This is a genomic window from Actinoallomurus vinaceus (assembly GCF_039542055.1).
Lineage (GTDB): Bacteria > Actinomycetota > Actinomycetes > Streptosporangiales > Streptosporangiaceae > Actinoallomurus > Actinoallomurus vinaceus.
The window spans coordinates 102,679-115,891 of sequence record NZ_BAABHK010000017.1 but is presented as its reverse complement, the minus strand read 5'-3'; the positions used below and the strand labels follow the sequence as shown (position 1 = coordinate 115,891).

At 72.9% G+C, this 13,213-nt stretch carries 11 protein-coding genes; 5 read left to right on the top strand and 6 right to left on the bottom strand.

Annotated features, from left to right (window positions below; genetic code table 11):
* Window positions 1-141: 141 nt before the first annotated feature.
* A complete protein-coding gene (locus ABEA24_RS42295) occupies window positions 142-1,047 on the bottom strand; it encodes a serine hydrolase (protein ID WP_345439310.1) in 906 nt (301 codons plus the stop codon).
* The gene (locus ABEA24_RS42290) at window positions 1,044-1,970 is read right to left on the bottom strand and encodes a LysR family transcriptional regulator (protein WP_345439308.1); all 927 of its coding nucleotides are present in this window, start codon (window positions 1,968-1,970) and stop codon (window positions 1,044-1,046) included. Before ABEA24_RS42290 ends, ABEA24_RS42295 begins: the two co-directional genes overlap by 4 nt.
* A gap of 83 nt (window positions 1,971-2,053) precedes the next feature.
* Between ABEA24_RS42290 and bla the strand changes: the two genes are divergently transcribed.
* Complete coding sequence (gene bla / locus ABEA24_RS42285) at window positions 2,054-2,983, top strand: class A beta-lactamase (protein WP_345439306.1); 930 nt, start codon at window positions 2,054-2,056, stop codon at window positions 2,981-2,983.
* A gap of 248 nt (window positions 2,984-3,231) precedes the next feature.
* Here the strand turns inward: bla and ABEA24_RS42280 are convergent, their stop codons facing one another.
* Window positions 3,232-3,582, bottom strand: coding sequence for a nuclear transport factor 2 family protein (locus tag ABEA24_RS42280; protein WP_345439304.1), 351 nt, complete (start codon window positions 3,580-3,582; stop codon window positions 3,232-3,234).
* Window positions 3,579-5,012 carry an MFS transporter gene (locus tag ABEA24_RS42275; protein ID WP_345439302.1) on the bottom strand — a complete coding sequence of 478 codons (1,434 nt, stop codon included), beginning with the start codon at window positions 5,010-5,012 and terminating at the stop codon, window positions 3,579-3,581. The genes ABEA24_RS42280 and ABEA24_RS42275 overlap by 4 nt, the downstream gene beginning before the upstream one ends.
* A 92-nt stretch (window positions 5,013-5,104) precedes the next feature.
* Between ABEA24_RS42275 and ABEA24_RS42270 the strand changes: the two genes are divergently transcribed.
* The 3 genes from ABEA24_RS42270 to ABEA24_RS42260 all read left to right on the top strand — a co-directional run bounded on the left by ABEA24_RS42270 (window position 5,105) and on the right by ABEA24_RS42260 (window position 9,069).
* Complete coding sequence (locus ABEA24_RS42270) at window positions 5,105-5,815, top strand: TetR/AcrR family transcriptional regulator (protein WP_345439300.1); 711 nt, start codon at window positions 5,105-5,107, stop codon at window positions 5,813-5,815.
* A 218-nt stretch (window positions 5,816-6,033) separates the two neighbouring features.
* Window positions 6,034-7,899 (top strand): glycine betaine ABC transporter substrate-binding protein, encoded by a 1,866-nt coding sequence (locus ABEA24_RS42265; RefSeq protein WP_345439298.1) that lies wholly within the window; start codon window positions 6,034-6,036, stop codon window positions 7,897-7,899.
* Window positions 7,900-8,034: 135 nt separating this feature from the next.
* Window positions 8,035-9,069: a trypsin-like serine peptidase gene (locus tag ABEA24_RS42260; protein WP_345439296.1), complete on the top strand. Its 1,035-nt coding sequence runs from the start codon at window positions 8,035-8,037 to the stop codon at window positions 9,067-9,069.
* 13 nt (window positions 9,070-9,082) lie between these two features.
* Here ABEA24_RS42260 and ABEA24_RS42255 read toward each other — a convergent pair whose 3' ends face one another.
* Together ABEA24_RS42255 and ABEA24_RS42250 are read right to left on the bottom strand one after the other, a co-directional pair.
* On the bottom strand, window positions 9,083-10,615 hold the full coding sequence (locus ABEA24_RS42255; protein ID WP_345439294.1) for an RtcB family protein: 1,533 nt from the start codon (window positions 10,613-10,615) through the stop codon (window positions 9,083-9,085).
* 178 nt (window positions 10,616-10,793) lie between these two features.
* Entirely contained in the window at window positions 10,794-11,561 is a 768-nt protein-coding gene (locus ABEA24_RS42250; RefSeq protein ID WP_345439292.1) for an IclR family transcriptional regulator, read from the bottom strand.
* A 91-nt stretch (window positions 11,562-11,652) separates the two neighbouring features.
* On the opposite strand from ABEA24_RS42250, the gene hutH reads away from it, so the two are divergent.
* The gene (gene hutH / locus ABEA24_RS42245) at window positions 11,653-13,206 is read left to right on the top strand and encodes a histidine ammonia-lyase (RefSeq protein ID WP_345439290.1); all 1,554 of its coding nucleotides are present in this window, start codon (window positions 11,653-11,655) and stop codon (window positions 13,204-13,206) included.
* Window positions 13,207-13,213 lie beyond the last annotated feature (7 nt).

Genomic DNA, 13,213 nt, shown 5'->3' with positions numbered 1-13,213 from the left:
TCCGGGGTCCCCGCGGAAACGCGGAGGTCGGCGAAGCCGTCTCTGCGCGTTTCCGCGAGGTGGGGGCGACAACGCGGCGAGGCGCGGCCTGGGCACCGCGCAGGAGGACGGCGGGGCTTCGAGACAGGTCCTGACGGCGGGTCACATCTCCCGGAGGCGGTCGCGCAGGGCCCGTGCGACCTGGCCCATCAGCGCCTCCGCCCCGGGCTGGTGCATCGCCGGCACTCGCGACTCGGTGAGCGCGGCCACCCCGAAGACCCGGCCGTCGGCGTGCTCGACCACCCCCACCTCGTGGCGCAGGTTGAGGAGCGTCCCGGTCTTGGACGACCAGCGTGAGGCGTCGGAGCTGAAGTCGGGCGCCAGCCGGTGCCGCAGCATGTTGTCGCCCATGAGGCCCCGGACCCGCTCGGCGACGTCCGCGTCGATCTTCGAGGGAGCCCACAGCACCTGCAGCAGGTCCAGGAACGCCCGCGCGGAGCCGGAGTTCGCGAGCGTCACGTCGAGCTGCGGGATCCGGTGGCCCCGTCCGGTCGTCCCCGCCTCGATGGCCAGGGCATGGGCGAGATGGACATCCTCGCGGGGCAGGAGCTCCGCCAGGGTCTTGGCGAGGTCGCCGATGGTGTGCCGGACCGTGATGCCGCGCACGCCCAGCCCCTGCAGGATCGCCGCGACCTCGGCGGGCGGGGTCAGGGTGAACAGCGCGTCCGTCGCCGTGTTGTCGCTCACCGTCATGCTGAGGTGGAGCAGGTCGTCGACGGCGATCTCGGCCGGGTGACGGAACCTGCTCAGTCCGGCCGGTCCGGGAGCCGTGACGCCGCCCGGCCCCACCAGGAGCCGCGTGGTGCCGTCGAGCTCGCCCCGCCGGATGCGCTCGAGGGTGGCGAGGGCCAGCGGGATCTTCACGAGCGAGGCGACCGGGAACTCCAGATCGGGCTCGATGCCGATCTCGTCGCCGGAGTACAGGTCCCGGACCAGGAACGAGCCGCTGAGCCCCGCGTCGTCCAGCGCCCGCCGCAGCTCACCGATCAGGCCCTCGACGCTCGTCACCGCCCACCTCCAGCCGTCGTCTCATCCGCCGGGCCCGCGTCCCGGCCGGGCCGGTGAGCGCCCAGGCAGCGGGCGATCTCCTCCCGGAGCCGGGTCCGTACGCGCTCCGCGTCGTCGCCGATCGCCGCGGCGACCCCGAAGCCGCGCGCGACCTGGAGATCGCCGACCGGGCGCCAGTGCAGGCCGAGGTCCTCCGCCTGCTTGGGCGAGCATAGGAGGAGATCGCCCGCGCCCACGACCTCCGCGGTGGCGGCGACGAGGGAGGGCGCGACGGTGACCTGGGCGGGCTGCAGGCCGACCGCGTCGCGCATCCGGAACACGCGGTCCCGGATGTGGGGGACGTCGTCCTCGGGCTGGATCCAGATCCGGCGTCGCCGCGCCGACAGCGGCGCCCGGCCCGCGCGGAGACTCTCCAGGTGGACCGTCCGGACGGGCGGGTCGGCGGTGCCGGCCAGCCCGAGCCGTACGGACCAGGTCCCGTCGTCCGGCGGAACCGCCGTCAGGGCGGCGCGCACCTCCCGGGACCGGACGAGCTCGGCCCGTTCGGCCGGGGGCGCCGGGTGGAAGTCCAGGTAGACGCCCTTGCGGCGGGCGTCCGCGTCGAGCACCGCCAGATCGCGAACGCCGCAGGCGTCGGGGACGGCGAGGCGAAGCGGGCTCAGCCTGGCGCGCTCGGCCTCGTCTTCCATGGCCTCGGCCAGGCGGACGAGACGTTTGGCCGACGGGAGCATGTCGCGGCCGAACCGCGTGAGCGTCACCCGGCGCGACGACCGGTCCAGCAGGCGCTCTCCGAGATGCTTCTCCAGGGCGGCGATCCGGCGGCTCGCCACGGACTGCGGGATGCGCGTCGCCGCCGCGCCCTCCGTGAAGCTGCCGTGCTCGCTCACGTTGACGAACGCTCGCCAGGCTCCGAGGACGTCCACGACCTGAGTCTATGCCGGAACAGCATCGGTCGGTCGGTTTCCGTCTTTGACGGCATAGGAGGGCGGCCGTGAGACTCCCGGCCATGACCAACGCACGACAGGAAGACCGGTCCATCCGCCGCCTGGCGGCGCTTGCCGCCCTTGCGCTGGTGCCCCTGACGGCGTGCGGCACGGGCGGCCACGCGACCACGGCGTCCTCGAAGGTGAGCGCCGCGGCGACGCCCGCGGCCGAGCGGAGCGACCAGGCGTTCCAGGCCCTGGAGAAGCAGCACGACGCGCGCCTCGGCGTCTGGGCGCTCGACACCGGCACGGGACGGATCGTGAGCTGGCGCGCCGGCGAACGGTTCGCCTACGCCTCCACGCACAAGGTCCTGAGCTCCGGCTCCGTCCTGCGCCAGGACTCGATGAAGCGGCTGAACACGGTCGTCAAGTACACCTCGAAGGACCTCGTCGCCAATTCCCCTATCACCGAGAAGAACGTCGACAAGGGGATGACGGTCAGCGCGCTGTGCGACGCCGCGCTCCGCTACAGCGACAACACGGCGGCCAACCTCCTCTTCCGGGAGCTGGGAGGGCCGAGCGCCCTCCAGGCCGCGCTGCGGCGGACCGGGGACGTCACCACGCACGTCGACCGCACCGAACCGACCCTCAACACCGCGATCCCGGGCGACGTCCGCGACACGACCACGCCACAGCAGATGGGCCTCGACCTGCAGAAGTACACCCTCGGTCACCTGCTGCCGAAGCCCAAGCGCGCCATGCTCGTCGACTGGATGCGGCGGAACACCACCGGCAACGCCGTGATCCGCGCCGGTGTCCCGGCCGACTGGATCGTCGGCGACAAGACCGGATCCGCCGACTACGGAACGCGCAACGACATCGCGGTCGCCTGGCCGCCGCACCGGGCCCCGATCGTCATCACGGTCTTCACCACGCGGTCGACCAAGGACGCCAAGACCGACGACGCGCTCGTCGCGGCCGCCGCCAAGGTCGTGGCCGGCCGCCTGAGCTGACCTCCCGCGGGCGGCCGTACACGTGACGCACCGATCGGAGCAGCGTCGGCCGGGCGCTCACCCGGCTGCGTCGTCGATCTCGCCGACACCCGGGCACCGCGCGGCCGCTCGCCGACCGCGAGCGGTCGCACCCGGTGCACCGGTCCCGTACGGTCGTCCTCCGATCAGGACGGCCGTACGCGGTGGACGGGCGCCGTACGGACGTCCCGAAGACGTCTCGGGACGTCCGTACGGCGTCACGACATCGGTCAGAAGTAGCCGACGACCCGGTGGACGCGGCCGGCGGCGAACTCCATCACGTCGTGACCGGTCGCCACCGCCTCGTCCGAACCGGCCGGGCCGAGTCGCCAGGTGAACAGGACGGTGTCGTGGTGGGCGCCGATGACCTCGCCCAGGGTGAAGACGAGGGTGCCGAACTTCTCGTGGGCGTTGGCGATGGCGGTGGAGAGCGCGGCGTGGCCCTCGATGCGGGCGTAGTCGGGGTCGGAGTAGGTCGAGTCCTCCGTCAGGACCGCCTTGATGAGGGCGTCCCGGCGGGCGTCGTCCCGCTCGTTCCAGATCTCCAGGTACTGCGTGATGAGGTCGACGGTCTCGCTCATGACCCGATTCCTTCCAGTGTTTCGATGGTGGTGGTGTCCTGCGGCGCGGACGCCGAGGGACGCTTGAGGATGAGGGCGATCAGCCCGCCGGCGGCCGTCACGGCGGCCGCCGTCCAGCCGGCGGTGTGCAGGCCGCCGAGGACGCGGGCCGGGGCCCGGTCCGCGCCCAGGCCCGCGTTGGCCACGGCGACGAAGACGGCCAGCCCCATCGCGCCGCCGATCTCCTTGGCGGTCGTGGCCAGCCCGGACGCGACGCCCTGCTCGGCCGGGGCCACGCCGGACCCGGCGGCGACGAACACCGCGACGAAGGCGACGCCGCCGAAGAAGCCCCACAGCACGCTGCCGGGTAGCAGGGCCCAGAAGGTCCCGTGCGCCGACGTGCCGGCGACGAGCGCGGCGATCCCCACGCCGGCGCCGAGCATCCCGAGGCACAGCGTGGCGCGGAAGCCCCACCGGCCGAGCATCATGGGCGCGGCCTTCAGCGCCGCGCCCATGCAGACCAGCGTGAGGGGCAGGAAGGCCAGCCCCGCCTCCAGCGCGCTGTAGCCGAGGACGGGCTGCAGGTAGGTGGTGAGCACGTAGTAGCCGCCGCCGAGCGTGGCCTGGAAGACGGCGATCACCGCCATGGTGGTGGCGAGCCCCCGGTTGCGCAGCAGGCGCAGCGGTACGAGGGGATCGGCGGTGCGCGACTCGACGAGCAGCAGCAGCGCCAGCAGCGCCGCGCCGGCGGTCAGGGACCCGGCGCCGCGAAGCGAGCCCCACCCGGCCTCCGGGCCGCTCGCCAGGCCGAGCACCAGCAGCGCCGACCCCGCGGTGGCCAGCAGCGCTCCAGGCACGTCGAAGCCCGCCCAGCCCGACCTGCGCGGCGGGTCGGCCTCCAGCAGCCGGCGTCCGGCCAGCGCCGCGCCCAGGGCGAGCGGCACGTTGACGAAGAACACCCACTTCCAGCCCAGGTAGTTCGTGAGGACGCCGCCGAGCAGCGAACCGGCGGCCAGGCCGGCGCTGCCCGCCATGCCCCAGGCACCCATGGCCCGGTTGCGCTCGGGCCCCTCCGCGAACCCGGTGAAGATCAACGCGAGCGTCGCGGGGGTGAGCAGGGCTCCGCCGGCTCCCTGGACCGCCCGGGCGGCGACCAGCAGGCCGGGGCCCGAGGCGAGGCCCCCGGCCAGGGACGCCACGCCGTACAGGACGAGTCCCAGCGTGAACATCCGCCGGGCGCCGAGCCGGTCGACGGCGCGGCCGCCGAAGAGCAGGAGGCCGCCGAGCCCGACGGCGTAGGCACTGACCACCCACTGCACGGACTGGGCGGTGAAGCCGAGCGCCCGGCCGATGTCGGGCAGGGCGACGTACACGATGTTGTAGTCCAAAGCCACGATGAGCTGGGTGAATGCCAGCAGGGCCAGCCTCGGGCCGGCCCGGTGACGGGACATGTCCAGACCACGCTCCTCTTCGCCGTAGATTTACTACACGGCGTTCAATATCGACACGGCGAACAGTAGCGCAACGCTGTAGCCTGTCAAGGGTGGGAGAGCAGACGATCAGCCGGCGGGCCCGGCTCCGCGCCGAGACGACGCGAGAGATCAAGGAGATCGCGCTCCGGCTGATGGCGGCCGGTGGGCCCGACGCCATCTCGCTGCGCGCCATCGCCCGCGAGATGGGGATGACCGCCGGGGCCATCTACAGCTACTTCGCCACCCGCGACGACCTGATCACCACGCTGATCTCCGACGTCTACACCGAGCTGGTCGACCGGGCGGAGGCCGCCCGCGACGCCGTCCCGGAGGCCGATCCCGGAGGCCGCGTCGTGGCCTGGGCCCAGGCCGTCCGCGAGTGGGCGCTGGCCAATCCAGAGGGCTTCCGGCTCATCTACGGCGATCCCGTCCCGGGATACCGGCCGCCCGAGGGCGGGGCGGCGCGTGAGGCGAACCATCGGGCCTGCGGCGGCCTGACCGGCCTGGTGGCCGCCGCGTGGCCGCAGGCCGAGGCCCTGCACGACGGCGACTACGACTGGTCCGACTTCGACCCGGACCTGGTCGCGCAGGTCCAGGGGGAGTTCCCCGGCCTGCCCCCGGCCGCCGTCGCGCTGGCGCTGCGCGTCTGGGGCCGCATGCACGGCCTGGTGGCCCTGGAGATCTACGGGCACATCGGCCCGCTGGCCAAGGACCCGGCGGCGCTGTACCGCGCGGAGATGTGCGACCTCGTCCGCTCGCTAGGCCTGGAACCGCCCGCCTGACCACCCCCTATGTGGCAATTCCGGATTTGCCGCATAAAGAGCGTGCGCCCTTTGGCTGTCTTTGCCGAGCCTCACGCCCGTCGATCCTCGGCATGAGCCTGCTCGTCGAGAAACCGACGAGAATTCCCGCATTTTCCCGGCCGTGACAGGGAGCTCTGATCCGTTTCACTGGGTGACAATGGTCCCGGCTTGCGCATATTCCGGGGAAGGGAAGTGCGATGCGCGACATCGATCCGCTGCGCCCCGAAGATCCCGACCGGGTCGGCGACCACCGGCTCACCGGGCGGCTGGGCGAGGGCGGTCAGGGCGTCGTCTACCTCGCCGTGGACGGCGACGGTGGCCGGGTCGCCGTCAAGCTCCTGCACGCCCGGCTGCTGCGCGGCGCCGCGGCGCAGGCCGAATTACGCGATCAGATGGCCCTGGTGCGGCGGGTGGCGGACTTCTGCACCGCGAAGGTCCTCGATTTCGGCATGGACGGCGACCGTCCCTACATCGTCACCGAGTACATCGACGGCCCGTCGTTGCAGACGCTCGTCGAGACCGACGGCCCGCTGAGCGGCGGCGCACTCCAGCGGCTGATGGTCGGCACGGCGTCGGCGCTCGCGGCCACCCACCAGGCCGGCGTCCTGCACCGGGACTTCACGCCGCACAACGTTCTCATCGGCGCGGACGGGCCACGAGTGATCGATTTCGGCATCGCGCGGGCGCTGGACACCGATGCGACGACCACCAGCGGGCTCGTCGGCACCCCCGCGTACACCGCGCCGGAGCGGCTGGACGGAGACCGGCCGGGCGCGCCGGCCGACGTCTTCGGCTGGGCGGCGACGATGACGTTCGCCGCGACCGGGCGGCCGCCGTTCGGCACCGATTCCGTCGCCACGGTGCTCAACCGGATCCTCCACGACGAGCCCGGCCTCGACGGCGTTCCATGGCCGTTCCGTGACGTGATCGGCCGGTGCCTGGCCAAGGATCCGGAGCGGCGGCCGGAGGCCCGCGACGTCCTGCTGCGGCTGCTCGGTTACGCGGAGGCGGCCCCGGCCACGGCCGGCGCACCGGAGGGGCTCCTGCGCGCCGATCGGCTGACCGTCGACCGGCCGGATCGGTTCACCCCGCGGCACCCGGCCCCGGTGCCACCGTCGCGACGGTGGTGGCGCGGCCGGGGCCGGGCGCTGATGGCGGCCGGTGTCGCCGTCGTCGCCATCGGCGGCTCGGCGATGGCGTTCGTCCTGAACCCCGACGGCCGGCACCACCGGCACGTGACACCTCCCTCCGCCCCTCCCACGGTCACGGTCGGCTCGGCCAACTTTCCCGAGAGCCACCTGCTCGCCGAGATCTACGCGCAGGCGCTCGAGGCGAAGCGCATCAGGGTCATCCGGAGATTCGACCTGGGCGACCGCGAGACCTACTTCAGTCAGGTCGCGTCGGGACAGATCCAGGTGATGCCGGAGTACAACGGCGCGCTCGCCGAGTCGCTCGACCACACCGGCGAGGCGGTCGGCACGGACGAGGTCAACGCGGTGCTGAGACGCGTGCTGCCGCCCCAGCTCCAGATGCTCGCCTCGGCGCGGGCGGAGGACAAGGACTCGGTCACGGTGTCCAAGAGGACCGCCGACCAGTACCACCTGCGCACCATCGCCGATCTCGCCCCGATCGCGGGCCGGCTCGTGATGGGCGGGCCACCGGAGTTCCAGACCCGGCACCAGGGCCTCGTCGGGCTGCGCGGAACGTACGGGCTGGGGTTCCGCAGCTACCAGCCGTTCGAGACCGGGGACCGCGACACCATGATCCAGCAGCTCGGGAACGACGTCATCCAGGCGGCGAACCTCTTCACGACCGAGCCCGCGATCGCCGAGAACCACTTCGTCGTCCTCGCCGATCCGAAGCACCTCTTCAGCGCGCAGAACGTCACTCCGCTGGTCTACCGGTCGGCGCTCAACACCGCCGGGCGGGCCGCGCTGGACGCCGTCTCGGCCAAGCTGACCACCGAGGACCTGCTGACCATGAACACCAAGGTCTCGGTCAACCAGGTCGACCCCACGGCGGTGGCCAAGGACTGGCTGCAGCGGACCGGCCTCCTCGAGTGAGGCCGGTGTCGTGACGGGGTGCCACCGGCACTGACTGGTTGATCAAGTCACGCAATGATCATCTTCCGGTCGCCGGACCGCCACCAAGATCAAGTCGACTGTGTGCACTACGTCCATGATCGTTAAGGGGACACCGTGCCACGTCGACTCAGGTCCATCGGCGCCCTGCTCGCCACGACCGCCCTGTCTCTCACCGTCGCCACCGGAACCGCCCACGCCGGCTCCCCGGCGGACGCCGTCATCGGCGGCACCGGGAAGGCGAGTCCCAGCGCGGCCGACGGCGCCGACTACTGGACGCCCGAACGCATGGCCGCCGCCACTCCCGCCGCCGACCCCACCGACACCTCCACCACCCCGTCCAGCCCGCCGTCGTCGGGAATCTCGCAGAGCAGCCCGGGCAGCCTGCCCGCAGGCTCCGCAGCCGCTCCGGGGACCGTCACACCGCAGGCGCTGACGTACTTCTGGCAGTCCAAGGTCTGGGCCTCGCACGGCGTGATGCCCGCGACGACCATCGGCAAGCTGTACTTCACCGACACGTCGGGCGAGGGCCACTGGTGCACGGCGACCACGATCGCGTCGAACAACCGCAGCACGATCTGGACGGCCGGGCACTGCGTCACCGACGGCAAGAAGCACTGGTACTCGAAGTTCCTCTTCGCCCCGGACTACCACGACGCCGAGTGGCCGTACGGCACCTGGTCCGGCAAGGCCTGGGCGGCCCCGAACGGCTACTACGACGGCGGCGACAGCATGTATGACATGGCCGCCATCGCCCTGTACAACAACAACTCCGGCAGCAAGGTCGGAGACGTCGTGGGCCAGCAGGGTTACCAGTTCAGCGACTCCAACAGCGGCCGCCTGTGGCCGGACGTCCGCTCCTTCGGCTACCCCCAGGACACCCACCCCGCCCGCTCCGACATCGACCCGAACGCCCACGACCTGCGCTTCTGCGTCGGCGAGGTGACGACACCCGCGTACCAGGAGATCTCCTGCGACATGGGCCACGGCGCCAGCGGCGGGCCGTCCCTCTACGACCTCCAGCTCTCCCGCGGCTGGGGATACATCATCGGGCTCAACAGCTTCCAGAACTCTATGGCCAGCCACATCAACTTCGGCCCGGTCCTCGGCACCGCCGCCGTCAACGCGCTCAACGCGGTGAAGTCCCAGTAGGCCGCCGCGCCGATCAGCCCTTGACGGTGAGCAGCGGGCGGAGCTCGACGACCGGGTCGGCGACGCCCGCCCGGCCCAGGCTGGACACGACCGGGCCGATGTCCTTGTAGACCCAGGGCGCCTCCTGCTTGAGGTCACGGCGCCACGCGGCCATCACGTCCGACCGGCGGGTCACGGCCGGGTCGTGGTGGTCGAGGGGCGTGACGACCCGGAAGTCCCGCAGGAAGGCGTCCAGGTCGGCGTCGCCTCCGCGTGAGGCGGCACCGCGGGGGACACGGCGGCCCGCGCCGTGGCAGGCGCTCGCCAGCGTGCGCGGGTTCCCATGCCCGCGCAGCACGTAGCTGGCCGCGCCCATCGAGCCCGGCACGATGACCGGCTCGCCCCACATCGCGTACGGCCCGCCGGCCGCCTCGGCGTATCCACCCGCCGGCGTCGCGCCCTTCCGGTGGACGACGTGGCCGTCGTCGCCCTGCCAGAGCAGGTTGTGCGGAGCGTCGTACACCACGTCGCCCGAGAGCTCCCCGCACTCGGCGGCCAGCCCGATGCGCATCATGAGCGCGAGGAAGAACCGGTTGCCGACGGCGAAGTTCGCCGCGTTGCCGAACGCGTCGAGATACCGCCGCCGCGCCCCCTCGGACCGCTCGTCCAGCAGCATCGGGAGGATGCCGTTGTCCGGCAGCGGCACGCCGCGTGGCCACATCGCCTTCGCCTGTTCCAGCCCGGTGGCGTTGGCCTGGTGTCCCAGGGACAGCGAGCCGCTGTGCACCATCAGCACCACCTGGCCGGGCGTGAAGCCCCAGGCGTACGCGGCCTGCCGGTCGTGCACGGCCGCGACGTACTGCAGCTCCGCGAAGTGGTTCCCGCCGCCGACGCTGCCGATGATGCTGTCGTAACTGGTGCCGCCCGCGCTGTCGATCCAGTCCCGGAACGCCTCCGCGGTCGTGGTCGGGTACCGGGCCGCGTGGATCCGCCCGGCATCGGCGTCACCGGGCCGCAGGGCCGGCCATACCCCGTCGGCGACCGGGTCCCCGGCGTCCAGGAGCCCGGGCAGGCCGTCGCGCAGCAGCGCCTCGCGCTGCACGCCGGACAGGGCGATCCGCCGCCCGCCCTCGAAGAACAGGTGCCGGAGCCGCCGCTCCAGCGCGTCCAGGCACGGGCGCACCCGGTCGACGGTCAGCGACGTCGTCTCCAGCCGCATGCCGCAGTTGATGTCGTTGCCGACCGCCTGGGGGATCAGCGCGCCGTGGCTCCGCAGCACGGTGCCGATCGGGATGCCCGCGCCCTTGTGCAGGTCGGGGGTGAGGACGACCCGGTCGATCGCCGCGCCGGAGTGGCCGGTCGCCGCCGAGAGCCGGTCGAGCGTGCCGGCGGTGTCCAGCACGGTGAGGATCTCGTCGATCGCGCTGGACTCGATGGGCACGTCCGGCCCGGCGCAGATGTCGATGGGGACGTCCCACCGGTTCGGCAGGGTGAGCCAGTCGTCGTCGACGCGGACGAGCCGGGGGTCGGGAGAGGAGGCGAGGGTCCGCCGCTTGGCGATGGTCATGAGGACTTCCTGATTGCTGCTGGTGGGAGGGCATGGGTGGATGGCGCCGCCATCCGTGGATCGATGACGCACGGGATGCCGCCGGAGTGGGTCCGGCGACGTGCTCCCCGGGTTCAGCAGCCGCAGGGTGGACCCAGCGTAACGATCGCGATCAACGCGGTCGACCGGATATCCGCGGTCATACCGGGATGTGGCCGCCGAGGCGGCGTGTCAGCTCGGCCGCCGCCTCGCGGACGCGGGCGGCGATGTCCGGCCACTCGTCCTCGTCCCGGGTCTCGCGCCGGAACGTCACGGTGATCGCGGCGGCCGGGCGGCCGACGTGGTCGAAGCTGCACGCCGCGATGCTGGCGAACCCCTCGGTCACGTGACCGTCCTCGATCGCCCAGCCGCGCCGGGCGTCCTCGGCGAGCAGCCGCCGCAGCTCGCGCAGGGACGTCGGACCGGCACCGGTGCGGTCGACGAAGGCCCCGGGGAACAGCGCGCGCACCTGCACGGCCGGCAGGTGGGCCAGCATCGACCGGCCACTGGCGGTGAGGTACGCCGGTAGCCGTACGCCGACGTCCGTGACCAGCGTCGCGTGGTGCCGGGGCTGCTCCTTCAGCAGGTACAGCGTCTCGGCGCCGTGCAGCACGCCCAGCTGGCCGATCTCGCCGAGCCGGTCGACGAGGCGGACGAGCAGGGGGCGGGCCAGCCGTTCGAGGGGCCCCTGCCGCAGGTACGCCGAGCCGATCTCGAACGCCGTCACACCCAGGCCCCACAGCCGGTCCTCGGGCAGGTAGGTGACGAAGCCGTCCTCGGCCATGGCGGTGAGCAGGTGGTACGTGCTGGACCGCGGCAGCGAGAGCTCCCGGGCGATCGCGGAGGCGGCGAGTGGCCGGGCGGAGGACGCGAGCAGCCGGAGAACGGCCAGCGCGCGCCGCGCCGCGGGCACCTGTTCGGCGGCCATTCCACCCTCCCTCAGGTCAGAGTCTCGCATCTCAGACACCAGGGCCGCCCCCCGGGTCCCGGCCGCCGGACGCGTCGAGTCCAATAGATGCATGGATACGACCAATGGTGGGTCCGTCGACGTCGGGGTGGGGCCGCTCGCCTTCGACCAGGTCGTGGCCGTCGCCCGGCACGGCGCGCGGGTCACGCTGACCGATGAGGCCCTCAAGGCGATCGCCGTCGCCCGGGCGTACGTCGACGAGCTCGCCGCGCGGCCCACGCCCGCGTACGGCATCTCGACCGGCTTCGGCGCGCTGGCCACCCGGCACATCCACGAGGACCTGCGGGCCAAGCTGCAGCTGAACATCGTCCGCTCGCACGCCGCCGGTTCCGGCCCGGAGGTGGAGGCCGAGGTCGTCCGGGCGATGATGCTGCTGCGGCTGAGCACGCTCGCCACCGGGCGTACCGGCGTGCGTCCGGTGACCGCCGAGACCCTCGCCGCGCTGCTCAACGCGGGGATCACGCCGATCGTGTACGAGTACGGCAGCCTCGGCTGCTCCGGCGACCTGGCGCCGCTCTCGCACGTGGCCCTCGCCCTGATCGGCGAGGGCGAGGTGCGCGACGCCGACGGGCGGCTGCGCCCCGCCGCCGAGGCGCTCGCCGAGGCGGGCATCGAACCGCTGAGGCTCGTCGCCAAGGAGGGCCTGGCCCTGCTCAACGGCACCGACGGCATGCTCGGCATGCTCGCCCTGGCCATCGAGGACCTGCGCGGCCTGCTCAAGGCCGCCGACGTCGCCGCCGCGATGAGCGTCGAGGCGCAGCTCGGCACCGACCGGGTCTTCGCCGCCGACCTGCAGGAACTGCGGCCGCACCCGGGCCAGGGCGTCAGCGCCGCCAACCTGCGGGCCCTGCTCGCCGACTCGGCGATCATGGAGTCGCACCGCGGCCCCCACTGCAACCGCGTGCAGGACGCCTACTCGCTGCGCTGCTCGCCGCAGGTCCACGGCGCCGCCCGCGACACCCTCGACCACGCGGCCCTCGTCGCCTCGCGGGAGCTGGCCTCCGCGATCGACAACCCGGTCGTGCTGCCGGACGGCCGGGTCGAGTCCAACGGCAACTTCCACGGCGCGCCCGTCGCGTACGTGCTGGACTTCCTCGCCATCCCGGTCGCGGACGTCGCCTCGATCTCCGAGCGGCGTAGCGACCGGATGCTGGACGTCGCGCGGTCGCACGGGCTGCCGGCGTTCCTCGCGGACGACCCGGGCGTGGACTCCGGCCACATGATCGCGCAGTACACCCAGGCGGGCATCGTCTCGGAGCTCAAGCGGCTCGCGGTCCCGGCCAGCGTCGACTCGATCCCCAGCTCCGCCATGCAGGAGGATCACGTCTCGATGGGCTGGAGCGGCGCGCGCAAGCTGCGGCGGGCCGTCGACGGCCTGACCCGCGTCATCGCCATCGAGATCCTCACCGCCGCCCGCGCCCTCGACCTGCGGGCGCCGCTGCGACCCGGCCCGGCCACCGGCGCGGTGGTCACCGCCCTGCGCTCCCGGGTGCCCGCGCCCGGCCCCGACCGCTATCTCGCCCCGGAGATCGCCGCCGCCGTCGACCTCGTCCGCGACGGCTCCCTCGTCGCCGCCGCCGAATCCGTCACCGGGCCGCTGGCCTGAGTAAGGA

What these genes read in the sequence shown, in the direction of transcription:
- bla (WP_345439306.1), top strand. Translation starts at nt 2,054, where the DNA reads ATGACCAACGCACGACAGGAAGACCGGTCCATCCGCCGCCTGGCGGCG.
- ABEA24_RS42280 (WP_345439304.1), bottom strand. Translation starts at nt 3,582, where the DNA reads ATGAGCGAGACCGTCGACCTCATCACGCAGTACCTGGAGATCTGGAAC.
- ABEA24_RS42275 (WP_345439302.1), bottom strand. Translation starts at nt 5,012, where the DNA reads ATGTCCCGTCACCGGGCCGGCCCGAGGCTGGCCCTGCTGGCATTCACC.
- ABEA24_RS42265 (WP_345439298.1), top strand. Translation starts at nt 6,034, where the DNA reads ATGCGCGACATCGATCCGCTGCGCCCCGAAGATCCCGACCGGGTCGGC.
- ABEA24_RS42255 (WP_345439294.1), bottom strand. Translation starts at nt 10,615, where the DNA reads ATGACCATCGCCAAGCGGCGGACCCTCGCCTCCTCTCCCGACCCCCGG.
- ABEA24_RS42250 (WP_345439292.1), bottom strand. Translation starts at nt 11,561, where the DNA reads ATGGCCGCCGAACAGGTGCCCGCGGCGCGGCGCGCGCTGGCCGTTCTC.
- hutH (WP_345439290.1), top strand. Translation starts at nt 11,653, where the DNA reads ATGGATACGACCAATGGTGGGTCCGTCGACGTCGGGGTGGGGCCGCTC.